A 22,975-nucleotide genomic window follows, 5' to 3' on the forward strand; every position below is an offset into this window, starting at 1 on the left:
ATCTGGTGTCAGCGGCGGATACGGGCCTGGAGGAACGACAGCACGTCGGCGACCGGCAGCGCTTGCGGCTCGGCCTCGGTGCGGCTCTTGTATTCCAGGTTGCCTTCGGCCAGGCCACGGTCACTGACGACGATCCGATGCGGGATGCCGATCAGTTCCATGTCCGCGAACTTGATGCCGGGGCTGGTTTTCTTGTCGCGGTCGTCCAGCAGCACTTCAAAGCCGGCGGCCGTCAGTTCGGCGTAGAGCTTGTCGGTGGCTTCACGCACCAGGTCGGTTTCATAGCGCAGCGGCACCAGGGCAATCTGGAAAGGCGCCAGCGTGTCGCTCCAGATGATGCCTTTCTCGTCGTTGTTCTGCTCGATGGCGGCAGCCACCACGCGGGAAACGCCGATGCCATAGCAACCCATTTCCAGGGTGACCGGCTTGCCGTTTTCGCCCAGCACTTCGCACTTCATCGCCTTGCTGTACTTGTTGCCCAGCTGGAAGATGTGCCCGACTTCGATGCCTCGCTTGATTTCCAGGGTGCCCTTGCCGTCCGGGCTCGGGTCGCCGGCCACGACGTTGCGCAGGTCCGCGACGGTTGGAACCGGCAGGTCGCGTTCCCAGTTCACGCCAAAGTAATGCTTGTCGTCGACGTTGGCGCCGATGGCGAAATCGCTCATCAACTCCACCGAGCGATCAATGATGATCGGCAGTGGCAGGTTCAATGGGCCGAGGGAGCCGGCACCGGCGCCAATGGCGTCGCGCAGGTCGGCTTCGGTGGCCATGACCAGCGGGCTGGCGACGCCAGGCTGGTTGGCGGCCTTGATTTCATTGAGCTCGTGGTCACCACGGACGATCAGGGCAATCAGCTTGCCTTCCTCTTCGGCCCGCACGATCAGGGTCTTGATGGTGCGCTCGATCGGCAGGTCGTAGCCTTCCACCAACTGGGCAATGGTCTTGGCGTTCGGCGTGTCTACCAGGCGCAACTCTTCGGTCGGCGCGGCGCGGGAGGTTTCCCGTGGCACGGCTTCGGCTTTCTCGATGTTGGCGGCGTAGTCGGAGCCATTGCTGAAGACGATGTCGTCTTCGCCGGACTCGGCCAGTACGTGGAACTCGTGGGAGCCGGCACCGCCGATGGAGCCGTTGTCGGCTTCAACCGGACGGAATTTCAGGCCCAGGCGGGTGAACACGTTGCAATATGCCTGGTGCATGCGGTCGTAGGTGACTTGCAGCGAGGCCAGGTCGGTGTGGAACGAGTAGGCGTCCTTCATGATGAATTCGCGACCGCGCATCAGGCCGAAGCGTGGCCGGATTTCATCACGGAATTTGGTCTGGATCTGGTACAGGTTGATCGGCAGCTGCTTGTAGCTGCTCAACTCGTTGCGCATCAGGTCGGTGATCACTTCTTCGTGAGTCGGGCCTGCACAGAAGTCGCGACCGTGACGGTCTTTGATGCGCAGCAGCTCAGGGCCGTATTCTTCCCAGCGCCCCGATTCCTGCCACAGCTCGGCCGGTTGGGTGCCCGGCATCAACACTTCCAGGCAACCGGCAGCGTCCATCTCTTCGCGAACGATGGCTTCCACCTTGCGCATGACCCGCAGGCCCATCGGCAGCCAGGTGTACAGGCCCGAGGCGAGTTTGCGGATCATGCCGGCACGCAGCATCAACTGATGGCTGATCACGACGGCGTCGGAAGGCGTTTCTTTCTGTGTGGCGAGCAAATATTGACTGGTGCGCATGGTTGGCCGTTGTCGGTTGCTGATGACGAGAAGTGACGGAGCATTGTACGGGCGAGATGCCCTGGCGTACAGGCGCGTGGCCGGTCGCCCGATGCGAACGCCGGTTTCCCCGGCGTTTTCTGAAGTTTCCTACGACTCTTCCGCAGGCCGGGTGGGCGTCGGTTCCGCGGTGGGCGTCGAGCCCTGGCGACGGTTCTCCTGGAACCAGTGCAAGGCGATCAGCAGCAGGGTCGGAACGCCCAGCAACGCGGTGATCAGGAAGAAGTTGTGATAGCCGAACTTCTCCACCATCACCCCTGAATAACCACCGATCAGGCGCGGCAGCAACAGCATGATCGAGCTGAGCAGGGCGTATTGAGTGGCGGAGAATTTCAGGTTGGTCAGGCTCGACAGGTAGGCGACGAACGCCGAAGTGGCCAGGCCGGAGCTGAAGTTGTCCAGGGATATGGTGACAATCAACATCTTCAGGTCGGCGCCCATGTCGGTGAGCATCAGGAAGAGGATGTTGGTGCTGGCCGAGGCGACGCCACCGATGAACAGGATGGGCAGGATGCCGAAACGTACGATCAGCAGGCCGCCCATGCCGGCACCGACGAGGGTCATGATCAACCCGAAAATCTTGCTGACGCTGGCGATCTGGTCCTTGGTGAACCCCTGGTCGATGTAGAACACGTTGGCCATGACGCCCATGACGGTGTCAGACATGCGATAGGTCGCGATCAGCCCGAGCAACAGCAGGGCCTGCCAGCGGTAACGCAGGATGAAATCGTTGACCGGCGTCAGCACCGGCGCCAATCCGCGGCGGCCCACGGCCGACAGGCACAGGGCGGTCAGGATGATATAGAGGATGGCCCGCAGGAACGCGCGGTCTTCGAGCAGCAGGTCAAGCAGGCTGACGCCCTCGAACAGCACGCTGGCGAAGTCGGTGTTGTAGAGCTGGGTGAACATCGCCGGGACAGACACCAGCAGCACGATCAGCACGAACACCGATGCCAGTTGATGGGCGAACGAGTAGCGTCCGGCCTGCAGTTGGGTGCGCAGCGGCACCGGCGGTTCGCGCATGAACAGCGAGGTAAGCAATGCCGGGACCATCAATACGCCGAACAGCAGGTAAGTGCCGGTCCAGGCCGAGTGTTTGTAGTTGAAGCCGGTGGAGCCAAACCCTTCGGCGAAAAACAGGGCGCCGGCGGTGGCCAGCAGTGCCGCGACGCGGTAGCCGGACATGTAGCTGGCGGCGAGGGCGGCCTGGCGGGTGTCGTCGGCGATCTCCAGGCGATAGGCGTCGACGGCGATGTCCTGCGTCGCGGAGGCGAAGGCCACGATGACGGCGATGGCGATCAACCATGACAGGTGTTTCTGTGGGTCGCAGAAACCCATGCCGATCAGGCCGAGGATTACCAGGCCCTGGGAGAGCACCAGCCATGAACGCCGACGCCCGAGTTTACCCAGCAGCGGCAGGCGCCATTGGTCGAGCAGCGGCGACCAGACCCATTTAAAGGCGTATGCCAGGCCGATCAGGCTCGCGTAGCCAATGGTCTCGCGGGCCACACCTGCTTCGCGCAACCAGACCGAAAGCGTAGAGAACACCAGCATGTACGGCAAGCCGGCGGCGAAGCCAAGCAGCAACAGCACGAGCGTCGAGGGACTGGCATAGGCGGCGAGGGCGGCGCGCCAGGTTTTACGGGGCATGGGCTGGAGTCTGCCTCAAAAATTGCGAAAACAAAGCGCGCACTCTAACCGCTGTGCTCTACCGGGCGCCAGCCATGGCGCTGAATATCAACACGATTGTTCAGGACACTGATCCCTTCCATGCGCAGGCGTGCGCGCTGTTCATCCCCTGAAGCGCTGCCCGCCGGCAGGCTGATCCGACCGCCGGCACCCAATACCCGATGCCAGGGCAGCTTCGTGTCGTTCGGCAATTGGCTGAGGGTCCGCCCGACCCAGCGCGCCGCGCGGCCCAGGCCGGCCATTTCAGCCAGTTGGCCATAGGTGACCACCTTGCCCGCTGGCACCTGTGCCAGGGTCAGGTAAAGGGTGGTGCGGCGGATTTGGGCGGCGTTCTCGGTGCCCGCTGGGGTATCGGTCACGTAAAGGGTTCCTGAAATGGGGATGTCCGTCTGTAGATTAATTCCTACAGCGCTGATTGAGAAATGAACTCATCACCCTTACGCGGGTCAGTCCTTGCTGAGGTGTCATCCTGGGGGATAATGCCGCCTTTTCACCGCAAACTTGAGCCCTTTATCGCTTATGTTGTCTAGAACCCTGCTTTGCCTGGCTGTTGCCAGTGCCTCCATGCCCTTGCTTGCCGACACCGTCTGGTTGAAGAATGGGGACAAACTCAGCGGCAAGATTACCGTTTTTGATGGCGGCAAGTTGCTGATCCAGACCGATTACGCCGGGGCGATTCCCGTCGACTGGAAACAGGTCAAGACGCTGGAGAGTGATCAGCAACTTTTGGTCAAGCAGGATGCTTATACCGGCGAGAAAGCCAAGGCGCTGCATGCGGCCGAGGATGGCAAGGTCACCTTGGCCAACGGTGATGCGCCCAAGACTGTCGATCTGGCCAGTATCCAGCAGATCCTCAAGCCCAAGCCGGTGGTCGAGGACCTGGTGTGGAAGGGCAATATCGATGCCGCGCTGGATTACCAGCGTGCGGAAAACGATACCGACGATTACGACATCGACTTCAAGACTTCGGCGCGCCACGGCAGATGGCGGCACACCGCCGAGGGCGAATACAACCGTGAATTCCAGGACGATGTGGTTTCCGCCGATAACTGGCGCCTGGAGTATTCCCTCGACCGGTTCATCACCGACAAGTGGTTCTGGCAAGGTCGCCTGAACTACAAGCGCGACAAAGTCGAAGACCTGGCACGCCAGCGCGTGGTGGGTACCGGTCCGGGCTATCAGTTCTGGGATGACGAACTGGGCGCGTTCTCGCTGGGGTCGCTGTTGAACCGCACCGACTATGAATACCGCGACGGCGGCAAGGACAACTTCTATTCCGTCGCCATGAAGTGGGACTACAACCGCTACCTGATTGGCAAGCGCGTCGAGTTCTTCACCAACGGTGAAGTGGGCAAGCCACTGTCCGACGTGGCGGATTACGCCTACGACGCTGAAGTGGGGTTGCGCTACAAGGTTACCGATTGGGCGTCGCTCAACCTCAAGGCTGAGAAGGATGTCATTGAAGGCACCGAGGACAGCGACTTGAGCAAAACGCGCTACACGGCTGGATTTGGCGTGACCTGGTAATCCCAGGCGATTAACAAATCCTGTGGGAGCGAGCTTGCTCGCGATAGCGGTCTATCAGTCAGCGTTGATGTTGCTGGTCCACCGCTATCGCGAGCAAGCTCGCTCCCACAGTTTTTTGTGCGCGGGTAAAACTGGGGCGCGTTATCAAAAACACTCTGTCGGCTGATTCGGTTACAGAGCTTTTCGGTAACCAATGATGATGGGCAGTTCAGTTAGCTAGGCTGGGTCTTTACCCGCGTTGACATTCCTGCTCGCGTACACCGTTGGTGTATTTGCAGTCTTCCACTAGCTTTCCATTGCCAGTCCAGTATTGGCTGGTGCCGTGGCGTTTGTTATCCCGATAGTGAACGGATGAGCGCAGCTGACCGTTTTCTGCCCAGTTTTTGACGTGCCCTTGAAGCTGCCCGTCTTTGTAGGTCTTATGCTCCTTGAGCTGGCCATTTTCATACCACTGCTTGAAATTGCCTTGTTCGCGTTTATGTTCGTCCCACTGCCATTCGATTGTTTGGGTACCCTGCTCGTTCCAGAGAGCGTAGCTGCGCTGCATCCCACGCTGATAGAGCTCCTTTCTTTTGGTCTTGCCATTGGGAAAGTACTCTACCACCCAGCCATCAGGCTTACCGTTGAGCAAGTTCCGAGATACCTGGAGCGCGCCATTTTCAAAATAGATGGGGCTGAAACCTTGAGCTTTGCCACGAACGAAGAATGTGCGGCTTCTTAGCTTACCGTTCGGGTAGTAAGCCAGAGCCGGTCCATCCCACACGCCAGCCTTATAGCTGGTTCGGCCAATCACCCTTTGGTTTTCGTCATATTCAAGATACTCACCGTCCTCCAGCGTGCCTTGATGCCATTTGAAGGAATCGGCGATTTTGCCGTTGTCGTGATAGGTGGTTTGCCAACCGTCCAGCTCATTGTTCAGGTGATTTTCTCGTTGGATGATCACGCCGTCTCGGGAGTAGGTCAGCGATTCTCCCTGGCGTAGGCCATCCCGATCATTTTGGTAGCGATGGTGTAGCTGCCCGGTTGGATAATAGGCTTTGGCTTCGAATACGGGGCGGCTTGAAGCGAAATCTTCCGCATTTACGAAGTAGTCGTAGCGCAGAGCTCGGGAGTTGACGTAAAAAACTTTCGCCCGCCATGCCTGGCGTTTGCTGTCGTAAGGCATAGGCATTTCCAGGTAATAAGCCGCGAGACTTTTTCCCGTTGGTTTATAGTCCTCATCCAGAAAAAGTTTTCCGTCGACCAGCGTAGCGGTCAGCTCGCCGCATTTTTCGGGGGTACAGGGGCGGACTTTTTCAAGAAAAGCGCGTTTGCGTTCGCAGTTTGAAAGCGTCAAGAGAAGAGGGGTTTTCTGGTCTATCAGATCCTGAACTTCGCCAAGTGCCCGCCGAAACGATTCATCTGGCACCCCTATGGATTCAGGGGTGAGGTAAACCTCGTTGCTCCCGCAGGAGTGAGGTGTAGAGAGGGTCAGGCGTGCTGCGGCTCTTAACTGTATTGCGGAGTGGCCGTTAACCTCTGGACCTTTCGCCAGGTACGTGGCGCGAGGATTCATCGCTGTTATGACCGAAGGGTGATCAGGTCGTGATTCTGCATTGAGAGGAGGGGCAAAAACGAGTAGTGCTGCGTTGAGCGCCTTCCAGGAAATGAGCTGCATCCTGCTTCTTCCATGTGATTTTCAGGGTGCGAATCATATAGAGCAGAAGCGGGGCTGAGGGCTGGTAAAACACTCGGACACAAAAAAGCCCCGCTTTTGAGGGCGGGGCCTTTTACTAAAGCAAGGACAAGTTAGATAACTTGAACTTCTTCAGCTTGCATGCCTTTCTGACCGCGGGTAGCGATGAAAGAAACCTGTTGGCCTTCTTTCAGGCTTTTGAAGCCGTCGGATTGGATAGCTTTGAAGTGAACGAACAGGTCGTCACCGGATTGTGGGGTGATGAAGCCGAAGCCTTTTTCATCGTTGAACCACTTAACGGTACCGGTTTGGCGATTAGACATGGTGTAACTCCTTGAACAAAGATAACTGCGACTCAGGAAGAACCCTGGCCGAGACTGAGTGCAAAGAGCAGGAAAAATTCTTGTAGATGGTTGGATCGAAATTCAACATATCGTGTAGAGATTCTCAGTGACACAAGCAACACAGTGGCGCCACCTTAACCCTTTTTCCAGAATGTGCCAATGGTCTTTGCGAAGGTTTCTCTTATTTGGTGACTGACGGCGCGGGCGATGGCCGGCAGGACCCGGAAATCAAGGCGGATCGGCGAGATTTACGCGCCGTGCTTTGAACCCTGCCCCGCGCCCCGGTAAGATGCCGGACGTATTTTTTCCACCTCGCTATTTCAGGAAACCGCCATGAGCATCAAATCGGACAAGTGGATTCGCCGCATGGCGCAAGAGCACGGCATGATCGAGCCCTTCGTCGAACGCCAGATGCGTGGCGAAGGCGCCGACCGGCTGATCTCCTTCGGTGTCTCCAGCTACGGCTACGACGTGCGCTGCGCCGACGAATTCAAGGTGTTCACCAATATCAATTCGGCCACCGTCGACCCGAAGAATTTCGACGAGAAGAGCTTCGTCGACGTCAAGAGCGACGTGTGCATCATCCCGCCGAACTCCTTCGCCCTGGCCCGTACCGTCGAGTACTTCCGCATTCCGCGCAACGTACTGACCATCTGCCTGGGCAAGAGCACCTACGCCCGTTGCGGCATCATCGTCAACGTCACGCCGCTGGAACCCGAGTGGGAAGGCCACGTGACCCTGGAATTCTCCAACACCACGACCCTGCCGGCGAAAATCTACGCCAACGAGGGTGTGGCGCAGATGCTGTTCCTGGAATCCGATGAAGAATGTGAGGTTTCCTACAAGGATCGTGGCGGCAAGTACCAGGGCCAGCGCGGCGTGACGCTGCCGCGTACCTGAATCTGACGAGCTGTTGGAATTCCTGGGCGGGCAGACACTCTATTGCGTGTACTGCCCGTTTTTGTGCGTCAGCGCAGCGGGCCTTCGCTCAGGAGCTGCTCTATGAAGATCGATCCGCGAATCAGTGCCGAACTGGCAAGGCTTGAGCCCAATCAGATCGGCGTCATGGCCTGGTCATTGCTGGCCCATCCTGTCGAAGCGGCGGGCGGCATCCCTGGCCAGCCTGATCCCGATACCCCCAACGAACAACCTACCGAGCCCGGCGAACCTACCCTGCCGGACGAGCCGCCTCCTGCGCCTGTTGCCTGATGAATCATGGCCCCCTGGATCTGGATGACACGCTGCAAGGGGAGGCTGCGCCTCCAGCGGGAGCAAGCTCCCTCGCCACAAAAGCAGCGCCTGGCGCCGAATGCAAGTCAGTTAAGCAGCAAACCTGTGGGAGCAAAGCTTGCTCGCGATTACGGTAAGCCGGCCGACTAAGATATTGGCGACTCTGCCGCTATCGCGAGCAAGCTTTGTTCCCCCAGGATTTATGCCGTTTGCTCCTAACTGACAGGCATTGGCGCCTGGCGCCTCCTTTTCAGGGGAGTCCGAAATTTATTTCAGGTTGCCACTGAGAAACTGCTTGAGCCGTTCACTGGTGGGATTGCCCAGCACGTCTTCCGGCGCGCCTTCTTCTTCCACCAGGCCCTGGTGCAGGAACAGCACCTGGTTCGAGACTTTGCGGGCGAAACTCATTTCGTGGGTCACCATGATCATGGTCCGGCCTTCCTCAGCCAGGCCCTGGATCACCTTCAGCACTTCACCCACCAGCTCCGGGTCCAGGGCCGAGGTGGGTTCGTCGAACAGCATCACCTCCGGCTCCATCGCCAGGGCGCGGGCAATGGCCACGCGCTGTTGCTGGCCGCCGGAGAGGAACGCCGGGTATTGCTCGGCGACCCGTGCCGGCAGGCCGACCTTGTCGAGATAACGACGGGCGCGGTCGTCGGCTTCCTGCTTGCTGACCCCCAGCACCCGGCGCGGTGCCATGGTGATGTTTTCCAGCACGGTCATGTGGCTCCACAGGTTGAAGTGCTGGAACACCATGGCCAAGCGCGTGCGGATGCGTTGCAGTTCGTCGGCGTCGGCCACGTGCATGCCGTGGCGGTCCTTGATCATCTGGATCGGCTGGCCGTCCAGGCTCATGGCGCCGTCGTTGGGTTGTTCCAGGAAATTGATGCAGCGCAAAAAGGTACTTTTGCCTGAGCCGCTGGCGCCAATGAGGCTGATGACGTCGCCGGTCTTGGCCTTGAGCGAAACGCCCTTGAGCACTTCATGTTCGCCATAGCTTTTATGCAGGCCTTCGATGGTCAGTTTGTACATGGAGCATGCATCCTCAAGGCGAAAGTAGGTAGCCGCTGCGATAGGCTTCGGTGCCGGCGACATGGGCGATCACCATGCCGGCCGTGGCCATGCGGCGCAGCGAACGGGCGTACAGCAGCCCGGCGTTACGGCAATGAACGGGGGTGACGGTGTCGTTGACCGGGTCGATGACTTCCGCGATCAACTGCCCCGCCTCCAGGTATTCGCCGGGCAGGGCGCTGTAGACCAGCAACCCACCCACGGGCGTCGCCACCGGCTCGACAGCGGCCAGTGGCGTGGCCGGGTAGGGCAACTCGGGCATGGGCATCGGTTCGCCGTCGATGGCCCCGAAACGGATCAGGTATTCGATCAAGGCCTGGCAGTCCAGGCTCGCCAGCCCGTGGTTGACGTCACCCTGGCCACGCAACTCCACGGTGACCGAAAAACTGCCCAGGGGAATCTCGAAGCGTTCGCCGAAGCGTTCCTTGAGTTGCCACCAGAGCAGGGTGAAGCATTCGTCGAACGACTGGCCGCCCGAATCGGTCGCCAGCAGGCAGGCTTCGGCACCGATGTAGCGGGCCAGTGGTTCGACCTGTGGCCAGGCTTCGGGCGTGGTGTAGAGGTGGGCCACGGCTTCGAAGTCGCAATGCAGGTCCAGCACCATGTCGGCGTCGCAGGCCAGCCGTTGCAGGGCCAGGCGCAGGGATTGCAGTTGCGTGCCTGGGGTCTGCCGGGCGAGGGCGTCGCGCAGGCTGGTGCGGATCAGCATCAGGTTGTGCTGCGGATCGTCGGTGAGCAGGTCCTGGATTTCGTTGCCGATCTCTTCGCTCAGGTCGACGAAGCGGCGGTTGAAGTTCTGCCCGCTCTCGGTTTCGTAGCGGCCCAGGGGCACGTCCATCAGCACTTGTTCGAGGCCGATGGGGTTGGCGACGGGCACCAGCACGATCTCGTGCCGCAGGTGGCCCGACGCTTCGAGTTCGGCCAGGCGCTGCTTGAGGTGCCAGGCGACCAGCATGCCCGGCAGTTCATCGGCGTGCAGGGACGACTGGATATAGATTTTGCCGACGGCTTTTTCCGGGCCGAAGTGGAAGCTGTGGATCTTGCGTGCGGTCCCCGGTACTGGGGCCAGCAGGTCATGGATCTGGTGGCGCATGTGCGTGTGTGTCCTGGAACAAAAGCCCTAGTGGGTCGGCCCGAGAAAGGCCAGCCAGCGGCGTTCGGCGAGGCGGAAGAGGCCCACCAGTGCAAAGGTGACGGTCAGGTAGATCAACGCGGCGATCCCGAACGACTGGAACGTCAGGAACGTCGCCGAGTTGGCGTCCCGGGCCACTTTCAGCACGTCTGGAACGGTAGCGGTGAACGCCACGGTCGTCGAGTGCAGCATCAGGATGACTTCGTTGCTGTAATACGGCAGCGAGCGGCGCAGCGCCGACGGCATGATCACGTAGGTGTACAGCCTCCAACCGGTCAGGCCGTAGGCCTTGGCCGCCTCGACTTCGCCATGGTTCATGCTGCGAATCGCCCCGGCGAAAATTTCCGTGGTGTAGGCGCAGGTGTTCAAGGCGAAGGCCAGGATCGTGCAGTTCATTGCGTCGCGAAAGAAACTGTCGAGCAGGGGCTGGGCGCGCACCGCCGCGATGCTGTAGATGCCGGTGTAGCAGATCAGCAGTTGGATATAGAGCGGTGTGCCACGGAACAGGTAGGTGTAGAACTGCACCGGCCAGCGGACGTAGAACTTGGGTGAAACCCGGGCGATGGACAGCGGGATCGATACCAGGAAACCGATCAGCAGCGAGGCGCTGAGCAGCCACAGGGTCATGGCCAGGCCCGTGACGTTGACGCCATCGCTGTAAAGGAATGGCCGCCAGTATTCTTGCAGAAGTTCGATCATCGCACCGCCTCCCGGGCTCCGGCGGCGTAGCGGCGTTCAAGCCAGCGCAGGATGACGTTGGACGCGCTGGTGATCAGCAGATAGATCAGTGCCGCCAGTACCAGGAAGTAAAACAGCTGGTAGGTGCTCTTGCCCGCATCCTGGGCCGCCTTGACCAGGTCGGCCAGGCCGATGATCGATACCAGCGCAGTGGCCTTGAGTATCACCATCCAGTTGTTGCCGATACCCGGCAGGGCAAAGCGCATCATTTGTGGGAACACCACGACGCGAAAGCGCTGGCCACGCTTGAGGCCATACGCGGTGGCGGCTTCGACCTGGCCTCGGGGGACCGCGAGGATCGCGCCGCGAAAGGTTTCGGTGAAGTACGCGCCATAGATGAAGCCCAGGGTGATCACCCCGGCGCCGAATGGGTCGATCTCGATGTATTCCCATTCCATGAAGTCGGTAAGCGAGGTCAGCCAGGTTTGCAGGCTGTAGAAGATCAGCAGCATCAGCACCAGGTCCGGCACGCCGCGGATCAGCGTGGTGTAGAGCTGGGCAGGGATTCGCAGCAGTTTGACGCTGGAAAGCTTGGCGCTGGCGCCCAGCAGGCCGAGCAAGACGCTCAACAGCAAGGACAGGGCCGACAGCTTGATGGTCATCCAGGTGCCTTGCATCAGCAGCGGGCCAAAGCCCTGCAGGCTGAAGGCGGAGAGCCCCAGATTTTGTAGGAGTTGTTCGAACATGGAAGAAAGCCTTTGGCAGGAGAAAAGCGCCCATCCGAGACCGGATGGGCGCCGCGCATTATTTGCCGCTGTACAGATTCAGATCGCCAAAGTGTTTTTTCTGGATCTCGGCGTACTTGCCGTCGTCGTGTAACGCTTTGATACCTTTATCCAAAAGCGCCTTCAGCTCACTGTTACCTTTCTTGATACCGATGGCGGTCTTGGCTGGCAGCAGTTCGCTGTCCACTGGCTTGCTGATTTCATAGCCTTCGCCTTTTGGCGACTTCAGGAAGCCCAGCTCAGCCTGGAGCATGTCCTGGATCGCCGCATCGAGGCGGCCGGAGGTCAGGTCGGAATAAACCTGGTCCTGGTTCTGGTAGGCCTGGGTCTTCACACCGGCCTTGTCCAGCACGGCCTTGGCGTAGGCTTCCTGGATGGTGCCTTGCTCGTAGCCGACGGTCTTGCCTTTGAGCGAGGCAACGTCTTCGCTCAGGCCCGAGCCTTTCTTGAAGACATAGGCCGTTGGGCCGGAGAACAGCTCGCTGGAGAAGTCGATGGCTTTTTCACGAGCCGGGGTAACGGTCATGGAGGAGATCACGCCGTCGAATTTATTGGCCTTGAGGCCCGGGATCATGCCGTCGAAATCGCTTTCGACCCATTTGCATTTGACCTTCAGCTCTGCGCAGATCGCGTTGCCCAGGTCGATGTCGAAACCGACCAGGCTGCCGTCGGCGGCTTTGGACTCAAATGGGGCGTAGGAAGGGTCGACACCAAAACGCAGTTCCTTGTATTCCTTGGCCGTGGCGACGCCAGCAGCCATGCACAACGCCAGTGCAGAAAGGGTCAGCAGTGCTTTTTTCATTATTCAATCCCTAAAACCAATATGAGCGCTTGTGGCGCGTAAGTATTGTTACCGGTGAAGGCGAGAACGGTATGACGGCATAAAGGTAGCAATTTCCGAACCAGAGTGCCGAACAAGTGTTTTAAAAGCACTGGCGGCGGGAGACGGAACGCGTTGGTGCGCGAGGACGAGCGTACATCAAAAAGCGCACCGGGATGGAGCGTACGTTGTGTTGGGTTTGGTCTTTGTGGCGAGGGAGTGCCTGCTATTTCAGCAGGTCTTGCAGCGTCGCCAGTGTGTCGGCCTCGTCGACGTGCTTGTCCTGGCGCCAGCGCAACATCCGTGGAAAGCGCACCGCGATCCCACTCTTGTGGCGATTGGACAGGGCGATGCCTTCGAAACCCAGTTCGAACACCAGGGTGGGCGTGACGCTGCTCACCGGGCCGAACTTCTCCACGGTGGTCTTGCGCACGATGTTGTCGACCTGGCGCATTTCTGCATCGGTCAGCCCTGAATAAGCCTTGGCAAATGGCACCAGTGTGCGCTCGCGACTGTCCGGCGGGTTGTCCCATACGGCGAAGGTGTAGTCGCTGTACAGGCTGGCGCGCCGACCATGGCCGCGCTGGGCATAGATCAGCACCGCGTCGACGCTGAAGGGGTCGATCTTCCATTTCCACCACACGCCCATGTCCTTGGTGCGACCAACGCCGTACAGCGCGTTGCGGGCCTTGAGCATCATGCCTTCGACACCGAGGCGGCGAGAGGTTTCGCGTTGCCGGGCGAGGTCGAACCAGTCCTGGCCGGTGACCGTCGGCGATGGCAACAACACCGGACTGTGAACATGGGCGATCAGTGCCTCCAGCCGTTCGCGGCGCTCAGCCTGGGGACGGCTGCGCCAGTCCTCGCCCTGCCATTCCAGCAGGTCGTAGGCCATCACTACCACCGGCGCATCGTCGAGGATTTTCTTGCCCAGGGTCTTGCGACCGATGCGCTGCTGCAACAGGGCGAAGGGTTGCACCGCCGGTTGCAGCGGCGCCTCCGGGTCGAAGGCGTCCTCGGTCACCGGCCGGGCGGTTTTCCACACCACGATTTCGCCATCGATCACGGTACCGTCGGGCAGTGCCTGCGCCAGGGCGTGCAGTTCGGGGAAGCGCTCGGTCACCAGTTCTTCGCCTCGGGACCAGATCCATAAATGGCCGTCGCGCTTGATCACTTGGGAGCGGATGCCGTCCCATTTCCATTCCACCTGCCAGTCGCTGGCCGGCCCCAGCAGGGTGTCGAGTTGCTCCACCGGGGCAGACAAGGCGTGGGCCAGGAAAAACGGATAAGGCTGGCCGCCGCGCTGGGCATGTTCATCGTCGGATTCGGCCGCGATCAGCTTGAGGTAACTGGCGGCCGTGGGACGATGGGACAGGTCGGTGTAGCCCACCAGACGCTGGGCCACCCGCTTGCTGTCCAGGTTGGCCATGCCGGCCAGGGCCCGGGTGACCAGCAATTTGGACACGCCGACGCGAAAGCTGCCGGTGATGAGCTTGATGCACAGCATCAGGCTCGGCCGGTCCAATTGTGCCCACAACGTGGGCAAGCGCAGCGCCAGTACCTCGGGCGACTCGCCACGCAATGGCAGCAGTTTTTCCTCGATCCACGACGCCAGGCCCTCGTCGGAACGGTGGGGCGATTCCGGCAACACCAACGAGATGGTTTCGGCCAAATCCCCCACGGCCTGGTAGCTCTCTTCGAACAGCCACGCGGACAGCCCGGACACCTGCACGGCCAACTCCCGCAGGATTTTTACCGGCACCAGTTGCCGTGGACGCCCGCCGGACAGGAAATACACGGCCCACGCCGCGTCTTGAGGCGCAGCCTTGGTGAAATAGGCTTGCATGGCGGCAAGCTTGGCATTGCTGGAGGTGGTGGCGTCCAGTTCGGCGTACAGCTCGGCGAAGGCTTTCATGACGCCTCCACACCGCTGTCGGTGGCCGTGGCGAGGTCTTCTTCGTCATCGCCGTATTCGGTGCTGAACCCCTGGGCGTCGAGGCCTTGCTCGCAGAGATGGCGCACCAGCACGCTTACCGAACCGTGGGTGACCATCACCCGTTCGGCGCCGGTCTGTTCGATGGCCCAGAGCAGGCCAGGCCAGTCGGCGTGGTCGGACAGCACAAAACCCCGGTCCACGCCGCGGCGCCGCCGCGTACCGCGCAGGCGCATCCAGCCGCTGGCGAAGGCGTCGCTGTAGTCGCCGAAGCGGCGCATCCAGCTGCTGCCCCCGGCAGAGGGCGGGGCGATGACCAGCGCCTGGCCCATGATCGGGTCGTTCTTGTCGATGTCGCTGGCATAAATTGTCGGCGGCAGGTGAACGCCGGCCTCGCGGTAGACCCGGTTCAGTGGCTCCACCGCGCCATGGGCCAGGATCGGGCCGAGGCTTTCATCGATGCCGTGGAGAATCCGCTGGGCCTTGCCGAAGGAATAGCAGAACAACACGCTGGCTCGGCCGGCGGCGATGTTCCCGCGCCACCACTGGTTGATCTCTTCAAAGATCTGCGCCTGGGGTTGCCAGCGGTAGATCGGTAGGCCGAAGGTCGATTCAGTGATGAAGGTATGGCATTTCACCGGCTCGAACGGGGTGCAGGTGCCGTCAGGCTCGACTTTGTAATCCCCCGACGCCACCCAGACCTCGCCTTGATATTCCAGCCGCACCTGGGCCGAGCCCAGCACATGGCCGGCGGGGTGAAAGCTCAAGGTCACGCCATGATGCGACAGGCGTTCGTCATAGGACAGGGTTTGCAGGTTGATGTCCTGGCCCAGGCGTGAACGCAGAATGCCTTCGCCGGGTGCCGCCGCCAGGTAGTGTTGGTTGCCGCTGCGGGCATGGTCGCCGTGGGCGTGGGTGATGACCGAACGTTCCACCGCACGCCACGGGTCGATGTAGAAATCCCCGGGCGGACAGTACAAGCCTTCGGGGCGGGCAATGACAAGATCCATGCAGTCACCGGAGCGATGGGCTTGTCAGGTAGAGGCGAGGGCGGGGGGAGAAGTTCTATCGGGTTTTCGGGGTGGATGGGCTGGCGCCATCGTCGGATCGCCGCCCGGAGCAAGCTTGCTCCCACAGGGGGGCGGTGTTGAATTTGGTATGGCGATTCGACACAAAGCCAATGTGGGAGCGAGCTTGCTCGCGATGGCGTCAGTCCAGACCCAGAACCGTGGCGAGGGAGCTTGCTCCCGCTCGGCTGCGCAGCAGTCGTAAACCGGCTGATGCATTCTGCCTGAAGACACGCAGGGGCCTGCTTCGCAGTCCAGCGGGAGCAAGCTCCCTCGCCACAAAAAACCTATCTCCAGCCCCAGGTTGCAGTTATTTGCCAGGCACCAGGGTCAACCGCGTCTTGCCATAGCCCCGATCGAAATTCTGCGATTGCAACGGCAGGCTCTGGTACTGCCCCTTGATCCACGGATCGATGCCATTGGCATAGTTCGGGCTGACCGGGTTGCCGGACTGTCCGGCGCCATCCTGGATCATCATCGGTTCAGGCTGGCCGAAGTCGACGATAAAACGCATGGCTGGCGCCAGGTTGGTGTTGAAATCCTGCCCCCCAGCGAACGCTGCGGCGTTGAGCGTGCTGGCGTCGCCACCGGCCGGCAGCGGGCCACGTACGATCTGGCCGTTGCTGTTCTTCCACGCGTAGCGATGCAACTGGCCCCACTGCCAAGCCTTGCGGTCACCGCCCAACTGGCTTTCACCGGCGCTGATGGTGGCGGCCAGGCTGCGGGCGAGGATGACGGCCTTGTCTTCTTTCTGAGGTGTGCGCACATCGTCCCAGAACGGGCTGTCTTCACGCCCCAGCAGATGATCGGCCTGGGCCGAGTAGGACAATTGGCCGTTGGCGACCAGCGCCTTCCACGCCGGGCTGCTGTCCGGGCCCAACTCGTCGAGGAAAATCTGCTTCATGCTTTCCTGCAGGAACAGCTCATAGATCGCCGCGTCGGCGGAGGTCGGGCTGAGCCGGCCATCGAATGCCATCAAGCGCGTGTAGGCCTCGCGGGCCTTGGCCCGGTCAGCCACTGGCAGGGCTTCGATCGCCTGTTTGAGCGGCTGGGCCATGCCCGGCGCTTCGAAGACTTTCTTGAGCTTGGCCGCGAACGTTGTGCCCTGGTCATATTGCATGGCGGTCAGGCTGCGGGTGTCGTGCTTGCCCGCGCCGGCCAGTTCGGCCATGCGTTCGCCACGCTCCGGTGCGGCCCACGAGTTGGACAGTTGCATGCCGTAGCCGTGGGGAATGACCCGTTGGTTGGCCGTGCCAAGCCAGCCCTGGGCCGGGTCCTGATCGTAGGGGTGTAGCATGGGGTCGGCGTAACCGTCCCAATCGTAGCGACCGTCCCAGCCCGGCGACGGCAACAGGCCTTCGCCTTCACGGCGGTTTGGATAGCGACCGGTGACTTGCCAACCGATATGGCTGGCGTCGGCAAATACCAGGTTCACCGCCATGGCGCGGATTTCCCGGCTGGCGTCGGAGGCTTTCTCGACGTTCTGCGCCCGGGACAGGTCGAAGAAAGCATCCAGGGTCTTGTCGTCGCTCAAGCTCGGCGTCTGCAAGGCCAGGCCAAAGCCGTTGGCCATCGCCGGGCCCTGGGCGCTGTTGAGCAGCGGGCCGTGGCGGGTCTCGAACACCGCTTCACGAATCGGCCGCTGGCCTTTGATGAAATAGGTTTCGTTGCGCACGATTGCCGGCTGCCATTTGCCGTTGACTTCATAGGACAGGCTGTTGCCCTGGCGGCGGATTTTTTCCAGGAACAGGTCCTGGTTGTCCCCCAGTACGCTGGTCATGCTCCAGGCCACTTTGCCGTTGAACCCGGCCAGGATCATCGGAATGCCCGCCACGGAAATCCCGGCCGCCTGGTACTTGGGCGCGCGGATCTGTACGGGGCTCCACAGCCCCGGCATGCCCAGCGGCCCATGGCTGTCACTGGCCAGCAGGCTCTTGCCGCTGCGGCTGCGTTGCGGCGCGATGGCCCAGTTACTCGAAGACGCAGCGCTCAAAAGGTTCAGCTCGGCCAACTGGCTGGTGGCCTTGCTGATCTCGTTCAGGCCCGGAATCTGGCCGTTGAGTCGCAAGCCCTGGAGTTTGTCAGCCTCGGCCACGGGCAGTGGTTCGTCTGGGTAGGACGGGCTCAGCCAGGCGAGTTTGTCGTTGGTGACGGTCTGGGCCAGAACCAGGCTGGCGATTTCTTCCGGCAGGTTGGCTGACTGGCTGAAATTCAGCAGGCAGAACATCAGCGCCGAGTCTTCCGGTTTCCAGTATTCGGGTTTGTAGCCGGTGGCGGCCAGGTCCGACGGCAACTTGTCGCGGTAGCGGAACAGGTAGGCGTTGACGCCGCGGGCATAGACTTCGAAGAAACGCTTGAGCCGTGGAGAAGACGCCTTGTACAGCTCGTCGGCGTTTTTCTTCAGGTTGACGGCGCGCATGTAGCGGTCGACGTCCAGCCGTTCGGCGCCGGACATCTCTGCCAGCCGCCCCTGGGCCAGAAGGCGCAGGGTGACCATCTGGGTGATGCGATCGCTGGCGTGGACGTAGCCGAGGGTGAACAGGGCATCATGGAAGCTGTTGCTTTCGATCAGCGGCATGCCCGTGGCATTGCGCCGGACCGAGACGTTCTGCGCCAGCCCCTTGAGCGGTTGCACACCGGAAGTCGGCGGGACAGTGTCCTGGGCATTCCAGGCCTGGCATCCGCTCAAACCGAGCACACTGGCCACTGCGGCGGCAACGCCGAGCCGGGGGATAAGGGAAATCGAGGCTGGCGAGGCCATGGCAAAGCTCCTGCGGGAGGGGGGTGGCACCAATAAAGGCGCTACGTTAGTGAGCAGGAGGGGGCCGCGCAAGCGGGGCGAGGGTTATTTGTTGGTTTGGCGATGAAACTCCGGGGCCGGGTCATCGCTTTTGCTCGAAGGCTTGCCTGTAGGAAGAGGTGATGATCAAGTGTGGACGATTCAATGACCGAGAGGAGAAAACCGGCATGGAGCTCCAAAACAACGCAGCGCTGATCCTCATCGATCAACAAAAAGGCATCCTTCACCCCAGGCTCGGTCCTCGCAACAACCCCGAGGCAGAGCTGCGCATGCTGGAGCTACTGGCGTTATGGCGACGCACGGCGCGACCGGTGATTCACGTCCACCACTTGTCCCGCTCGCCGGACTCGGTATTCTGGCCGGGGCAGACGGGCGTAGAGGTCCAGCCACGGTTCGAGCCGCGGGCGGGGGAATGGCTGGTGCAGAAACAGGTACCGGATGCGTTCAGTGGCACGCGCCTGGAGGAAGACCTGCGCAGGGTGGGTATCGGGCAACTGGTGATCGTCGGTGTGGCGACGCACAACTCGGTGGAGTCCACGGGGCGTACGGCCGGCAACCTGGGATTCGACACGTGGGTGGCCGAGGATGCCTGCTTTACCTTCGACAAGAGCGATTACTTCGGCAACGCCCGTTCGGCTGCCGAGGTGCATGCCATGTCCCTGGGCAATTTGCATGGCGAGTATGCGACGGTGGTCGCTGTGAAGCGGATTCTGGAGGCGGGCTGATACATAAGCAGTGAATGTACTGACCTCATCGCGAGCGAGCTCGCTCCCACATTGATTCTTCGGCGATCATTAAATATCGCCTCACCGCAAATCCCCTGTGGGAGCGAGCTTGCTCGCGATGACGGTCTAACAGGCGAAAAAGTTTTTCGCCCGGACCCTCAAGCCCCGTGGCACTTCTTGAATTTCTTGCCATTGCCGCACGGGCAAGGATCGTTGCGGCCGACATCCTTCAGGGTGTTGCGCACCGGTTCCTGGTGGGCGTGGCCGCAGTTCGGACCGTGGACATGGCCGTGGTCATGATCGTGATGATGGTCGTGATCGTGGTTGCAATCAGGGCCATGGACGTGGGGTTGTTGGGTCATCGGGGTTACTCCGCAATAAAATCGGCGGCGATTATCACGCCATTGCGTTCCAGGTGCACGTAGTGAGCGATGAATAATCCGGTTTCCAGCTCACCTTCCAGACGATAGGGGATCTGTTCCCGGGGTTTCTCCAGCAACTTCACCACGTGCCGCACCTGCGGCCACAGGTTGGTGCGGATCGGCACCTTGAAGTAGGCGCTGTGCCGGGGGCTCACGGTGAACCAGTGTTCATGCTCACCTTCGGTCAGCAACAGGTCGCCCAGGTGGATGCGGTACGTCAGGCCGCGGATGGTCAGGTCGCTGTCGCCGGGGTTATCGACGCGAAAGTGCAGTATGAACTTCTGTTCCAGCAGCCGGGCCCGCACCACCTCGACCTTGACCAGGTGCACCTGTGGCTCAGGGGCTTCTTCACCTTGCCAGGACGCGCAACCGCCGAGCCCGACGAACAGCAGCAGGCAGGTGATGCGCAGCAGGAGTGATGTGGCGGTCATGTCCGAGCCTCTGGTTTACCCCCAGTCTAGCCCTATGGGCCGATGGACGAGTGTCGGACGTTTCTGAATTCAACGATTGAAGTAGCCGGCGCAGCACTTTTTGAATTTATGCCCGCTACCGCACGGACAGCCGTCGTTGCGGCCCGTCTTGACCGGTACGGTCGGGTCGATGAAGTACCAGCGCCCGCTGTTCTGCACGAACGAGGACTGCTCGCGGTGGCTGTGCTCGCCCTGGCCGTCGTGCCAGCGTGCCGTGAACGTGACAAAGGCGTGTTCCGGTTGACCACCGAGCACTTCGCTGCTTTCCACTTCCAGCCCCAACCAGGTGCTGTTGGCGCTCCACTCGCTGATCGACTGGCGATCAAGGCCTGGCTGCTGGGCGGGCAGGGTGGTGGCGACCAGATAGTCCACCAGGCCCAACACGTAGGCGCTATAGCGCGAGCGCATCAAGGCTTCGGCGCAGGGCGCCGGGTGACCGTCGTGGTAATGGCCGCAGCAGGCGTCCAGTGGGTTGCCACTGCCACAGGGGCAAATGGGTGTGTGTAGGGTTGTGTTCACGGTTACCACCAATATTTTCCAAAATTTTCCGGGTTGGCCCAAAAGCGCGAGTTGAGCCAGTCGGGGACTTGTTTGTATTCAAGCAGATCGTAGGTAAACAGAGTCAGCACCTGATCTTCGCGCTGGAATCGCTCGCTGGCTTGCAGGGCCAGGGAAAAAAAGTCTGTCTCTTGCCAGCCGCAGGCGTTGAGGTCTGCCAGCACGGCGATGCGGCTGGCATTGAGATTGCGGATGCCGCCCAACAGGTTCAGACCCTCGCGCTTGGGCAAATGCTCCAGGCAATCGAGCGCCAGGGCCAGGTCGAAACGCCGCGCCGCCACGTCCGCCGGCAGCGCGCCGGGGCCGGCGTGGACCACTTCGGTGTCGGGATGGGCCTGCTGGAATGCTTCGAGCGCGGGAAAGCCGCTGGCACCGATCAACAGCAGTTTTTGCGGGGCATAACGGTCAAGCACGGCCGCCAGGGCTTGCTGGGGCGTACGCGCAGAAATGGCAACGGTCATCGAAGTTCCTCAGTCAGAACCACAACGATAGCCTGCCCGGACATCGTGGCCTAGAGCGGTTTGTCCCTGAACGTGCGGAATCTTCGCAAACACGGGGCGAAAACCCGCGATTGCTCAGGCTGGCGCAGATTCGAAGACGGGTCTTTACTCCCCTCAATCGGCGACAAGCCGATCCCTCAAGGAGAAAACCGATGAGCATAGTTCGGACAGCGTTACCCCTGGTTCTGCTAACCAGTGTGTTGACTGGTTGCGCAGGTTTGCAGAAAACCGACTGGCCGATCTGTGCGGCCACTGGTGGTGTCGTCGGCGCGGGATTGGGCGCGATCGAAAGCAGTTCCTGGATCGGCCCGGGAGCGCTGGTGGCCGGCACTGTGGCGGCGGGCTGGTGCTGGGCCCATGGTGACGGCGACGAAGACGGCGATGGCGTGCCGGACAGCCGCGACAAGTGCCCGGGTACGCCGAAGGGCGTACAGGTCGATGCCGACGGTTGCCCACCACCTCCACCGCCACCGGTGGCTGACGTACCTCCAGTGGTCAAGGAAGAAACCATCGTGATCCGCGATGTGCACTTCGAGTTCAACAAAGCCACGCTGACCCCGGCCGACAAAGATGTCCTGAGCGGCGTTGCGACCCGGCTGAAACAGGAAACGTCCACCACGCAACTGCGGGTCATCGGCCACACCGACAGCGTTGGTAGCGATGCCTACAATCGGAAACTGTCGGAGAAACGGGCCAACTCGGTGGTGAAATACCTGGTCGACAACGGCGTGCCGCAGTCCAGTTTTGTCTCGGTGTCCGGTGCCGGTGAGAGCCAGCCGGTGGCCGATAACAAGACTGCCGACGGCCGCGCGCTGAACCGTCGCACGGAAATCAAGATAAACCGCTGAAACCCTTGCCATTCGCGGCTTGTAGAGTTGCGGATGCGGGTCTTTACTCCTGTGTGACCGGTATGGGCCGGTGACACAGGAGCATTCATCATGAACGTTCTAATCAGGGCCGCCTTACCGGTACTGCTGGCGAGCAGTTTGTTGTCCGGTTGCGCCACTCACAGCGACGGTAGCGCACCTCTCAATCAACGCACCTGGCCAATCTGTAGCCTGATCGGCGGCTTGGTTGGCGGTGGGTTGGGGGCCATTGAAAGCAGTGGCTGGGCCGCCGGCGGCGCCGCACTGGGACTGCTGGGCGGTGGTTTGATCTGCTATGCCCAGGATGGCGATGAAGACGACGACGGGGTGTTCGACCGTCGCGACCGTTGTCCCGATACGCCGGCCAATACCCCCGTCGAGCATCACGGTTGCCCGGTGCCGCAATACCCGGCCAGCGCCCCGCCCGTGGAGCCTGAAGCACCGGCTAGCGAGGTCATCACCCTCAACGACGCCGGCAAGGTACTGTTCGATTTCGACAAATCCGACCTCACCGCAGATGCTCGAAGCCAGCTCGATGGGCTGATGGGCAAGCTCAGCCATGCCAATGTCGCCAGCATCCGGGTCGTGGGTCACACCGACAGCGTCGGCAGTGATGCCTATAACCAGGGGCTGTCTGAACGTCGGGCCAGCAGCGTCGTGGAGTATTTGCTGACCCAGGGGCTGGCCCCCGGCAAACTCACCAGCGAAGGCAAAGGCGAAAGCGAGCCGGTGGCTGACAATGAGACCGACGAAGGGCGGGCGCAGAACCGTCGGGTCGAGCTGCATATCCAGCGTTGAAGCGCGGGCCAGGGCTGCCGGGTCGTCGGGAAGGCGATCCGGGGCTCGGGTCAGATTAAATTTGCCTGGCCCTCTGGCTTATCCTGCGCGCAAGCCGTTACTGTGCGCGCAAAGAATAATTC

The 22,975-nt window shown here is 61.1% G+C and carries 23 protein-coding genes; 6 read left to right on the top strand and 17 right to left on the bottom strand.

Annotated elements, in window-relative coordinates:
- Window positions 1-8 precede the first annotated feature (8 nt).
- The 3 genes from LOY50_RS06055 to LOY50_RS06065 all read right to left on the bottom strand — a co-directional run bounded on the left by LOY50_RS06055 (window position 9) and on the right by LOY50_RS06065 (window position 3,835).
- Window positions 9-1,724: a proline--tRNA ligase gene (locus LOY50_RS06055; protein WP_214511591.1), complete on the bottom strand. Its 1,716-nt coding sequence runs from the start codon at window positions 1,722-1,724 to the stop codon at window positions 9-11.
- A 129-nt stretch (window positions 1,725-1,853) separates the two neighbouring features.
- On the bottom strand, window positions 1,854-3,413 hold the full coding sequence (locus LOY50_RS06060; protein WP_214511592.1) for an AmpG family muropeptide MFS transporter: 1,560 nt from the start codon (window positions 3,411-3,413) through the stop codon (window positions 1,854-1,856).
- A gap of 44 nt (window positions 3,414-3,457) precedes the next feature.
- The gene (locus tag LOY50_RS06065; RefSeq protein WP_408980858.1) at window positions 3,458-3,835 is read right to left on the bottom strand and encodes an MGMT family protein; all 378 of its coding nucleotides are present in this window, start codon (window positions 3,833-3,835) and stop codon (window positions 3,458-3,460) included.
- Window positions 3,836-3,971: 136 nt separating this feature from the next.
- Between LOY50_RS06065 and LOY50_RS06070 the strand changes: the two genes are divergently transcribed.
- On the top strand, window positions 3,972-4,979 hold the full coding sequence (locus tag LOY50_RS06070) for a DUF481 domain-containing protein (protein WP_253471966.1): 1,008 nt from the start codon (window positions 3,972-3,974) through the stop codon (window positions 4,977-4,979).
- 229 nt (window positions 4,980-5,208) lie between these two features.
- On the opposite strand, the gene LOY50_RS06075 is transcribed toward LOY50_RS06070, so the two are convergent.
- Both LOY50_RS06075 and LOY50_RS06080 read right to left on the bottom strand, forming a co-directional pair.
- Complete coding sequence (locus LOY50_RS06075) at window positions 5,209-6,636, bottom strand: toxin-antitoxin system YwqK family antitoxin (RefSeq protein ID WP_258690469.1); 1,428 nt, start codon at window positions 6,634-6,636, stop codon at window positions 5,209-5,211.
- Between the two features lie 131 nt (window positions 6,637-6,767).
- Window positions 6,768-6,977: a cold-shock protein gene (locus tag LOY50_RS06080; RefSeq protein ID WP_002554837.1), complete on the bottom strand. Its 210-nt coding sequence runs from the start codon at window positions 6,975-6,977 to the stop codon at window positions 6,768-6,770.
- 354 nt (window positions 6,978-7,331) lie between these two features.
- On the opposite strand from LOY50_RS06080, the gene dcd reads away from it, so the two are divergent.
- Together dcd and LOY50_RS06090 are read left to right on the top strand one after the other, a co-directional pair.
- On the top strand, window positions 7,332-7,898 hold the full coding sequence (dcd, locus tag LOY50_RS06085; RefSeq protein ID WP_003184751.1) for a dCTP deaminase: 567 nt from the start codon (window positions 7,332-7,334) through the stop codon (window positions 7,896-7,898).
- Window positions 7,899-8,000: 102 nt separating this feature from the next.
- Complete coding sequence (locus LOY50_RS06090; protein WP_003184748.1) at window positions 8,001-8,207, top strand: hypothetical protein; 207 nt, start codon at window positions 8,001-8,003, stop codon at window positions 8,205-8,207.
- A gap of 288 nt (window positions 8,208-8,495) precedes the next feature.
- Here LOY50_RS06090 and LOY50_RS06095 read toward each other — a convergent pair whose 3' ends face one another.
- The 8 genes from LOY50_RS06095 to LOY50_RS06130 all read right to left on the bottom strand — a co-directional run bounded on the left by LOY50_RS06095 (window position 8,496) and on the right by LOY50_RS06130 (window position 18,475).
- The gene (locus tag LOY50_RS06095; protein WP_053118987.1) at window positions 8,496-9,260 is read right to left on the bottom strand and encodes an ABC transporter ATP-binding protein; all 765 of its coding nucleotides are present in this window, start codon (window positions 9,258-9,260) and stop codon (window positions 8,496-8,498) included.
- Window positions 9,261-9,273: 13 nt separating this feature from the next.
- Window positions 9,274-10,392 carry a succinylglutamate desuccinylase/aspartoacylase family protein gene (locus LOY50_RS06100; RefSeq protein WP_003198402.1) on the bottom strand — a complete coding sequence of 373 codons (1,119 nt, stop codon included), beginning with the start codon at window positions 10,390-10,392 and terminating at the stop codon, window positions 9,274-9,276.
- Window positions 10,393-10,419: 27 nt separating this feature from the next.
- On the bottom strand, window positions 10,420-11,130 hold the full coding sequence (locus tag LOY50_RS06105; RefSeq protein WP_063322691.1) for an ABC transporter permease: 711 nt from the start codon (window positions 11,128-11,130) through the stop codon (window positions 10,420-10,422).
- On the bottom strand, window positions 11,127-11,855 hold the full coding sequence (locus LOY50_RS06110; RefSeq protein WP_253471968.1) for an ABC transporter permease: 729 nt from the start codon (window positions 11,853-11,855) through the stop codon (window positions 11,127-11,129). Before LOY50_RS06110 ends, LOY50_RS06105 begins: the two co-directional genes overlap by 4 nt.
- Before the next feature lie 58 nt (window positions 11,856-11,913).
- Window positions 11,914-12,696, bottom strand: coding sequence for a transporter substrate-binding domain-containing protein (locus LOY50_RS06115; protein WP_003198409.1), 783 nt, complete (start codon window positions 12,694-12,696; stop codon window positions 11,914-11,916).
- Window positions 12,697-12,940: 244 nt separating this feature from the next.
- The gene (locus LOY50_RS06120; RefSeq protein WP_258690470.1) at window positions 12,941-14,629 is read right to left on the bottom strand and encodes an ATP-dependent DNA ligase; all 1,689 of its coding nucleotides are present in this window, start codon (window positions 14,627-14,629) and stop codon (window positions 12,941-12,943) included.
- Entirely contained in the window at window positions 14,626-15,657 is a 1,032-nt protein-coding gene (locus LOY50_RS06125; protein ID WP_214511599.1) for a ligase-associated DNA damage response exonuclease, read from the bottom strand. Before LOY50_RS06125 ends, LOY50_RS06120 begins: the two co-directional genes overlap by 4 nt.
- Before the next feature lie 367 nt (window positions 15,658-16,024).
- Entirely contained in the window at window positions 16,025-18,475 is a 2,451-nt protein-coding gene (locus tag LOY50_RS06130; protein WP_258690471.1) for a penicillin acylase family protein, read from the bottom strand.
- Between the two features lie 206 nt (window positions 18,476-18,681).
- Here LOY50_RS06130 and LOY50_RS06135 point away from each other — a divergent pair, with 206 nt between their 5' ends.
- Entirely contained in the window at window positions 18,682-19,239 is a 558-nt protein-coding gene (locus LOY50_RS06135; protein ID WP_258690472.1) for a cysteine hydrolase family protein, read from the top strand.
- 158 nt (window positions 19,240-19,397) lie between these two features.
- On the opposite strand, the gene LOY50_RS06140 is transcribed toward LOY50_RS06135, so the two are convergent.
- From LOY50_RS06140 to LOY50_RS06155, 4 genes are all read right to left on the bottom strand, one after another.
- The gene (locus LOY50_RS06140; RefSeq protein WP_047228413.1) at window positions 19,398-19,601 is read right to left on the bottom strand and encodes an SEC-C metal-binding domain-containing protein; all 204 of its coding nucleotides are present in this window, start codon (window positions 19,599-19,601) and stop codon (window positions 19,398-19,400) included.
- A gap of 5 nt (window positions 19,602-19,606) precedes the next feature.
- The gene (locus LOY50_RS06145; protein WP_258690473.1) at window positions 19,607-20,092 is read right to left on the bottom strand and encodes an LEA type 2 family protein; all 486 of its coding nucleotides are present in this window, start codon (window positions 20,090-20,092) and stop codon (window positions 19,607-19,609) included.
- A gap of 69 nt (window positions 20,093-20,161) precedes the next feature.
- Complete coding sequence (locus LOY50_RS06150; RefSeq protein WP_258690474.1) at window positions 20,162-20,650, bottom strand: YchJ family protein; 489 nt, start codon at window positions 20,648-20,650, stop codon at window positions 20,162-20,164.
- A gap of 2 nt (window positions 20,651-20,652) precedes the next feature.
- A complete protein-coding gene (locus LOY50_RS06155) occupies window positions 20,653-21,150 on the bottom strand; it encodes a DUF6231 family protein (RefSeq protein WP_214511604.1) in 498 nt (165 codons plus the stop codon).
- 191 nt (window positions 21,151-21,341) lie between these two features.
- Between LOY50_RS06155 and LOY50_RS06160 the strand changes: the two genes are divergently transcribed.
- Both LOY50_RS06160 and LOY50_RS06165 read left to right on the top strand, forming a co-directional pair.
- Window positions 21,342-22,037: an OmpA family protein gene (locus LOY50_RS06160; RefSeq protein WP_214511605.1), complete on the top strand. Its 696-nt coding sequence runs from the start codon at window positions 21,342-21,344 to the stop codon at window positions 22,035-22,037.
- 90 nt (window positions 22,038-22,127) lie between these two features.
- Window positions 22,128-22,853, top strand: a complete 726-nt coding sequence (locus LOY50_RS06165) for an OmpA family protein (protein ID WP_253472002.1) — start codon at window positions 22,128-22,130, stop codon at window positions 22,851-22,853.
- Window positions 22,854-22,975 lie beyond the last annotated feature (122 nt).

It is taken from the genome of Pseudomonas sp. B21-010, from assembly GCF_024749325.1.
GTDB classification, from domain to species: domain Bacteria; phylum Pseudomonadota; class Gammaproteobacteria; order Pseudomonadales; family Pseudomonadaceae; genus Aquipseudomonas; species Aquipseudomonas kilonensis.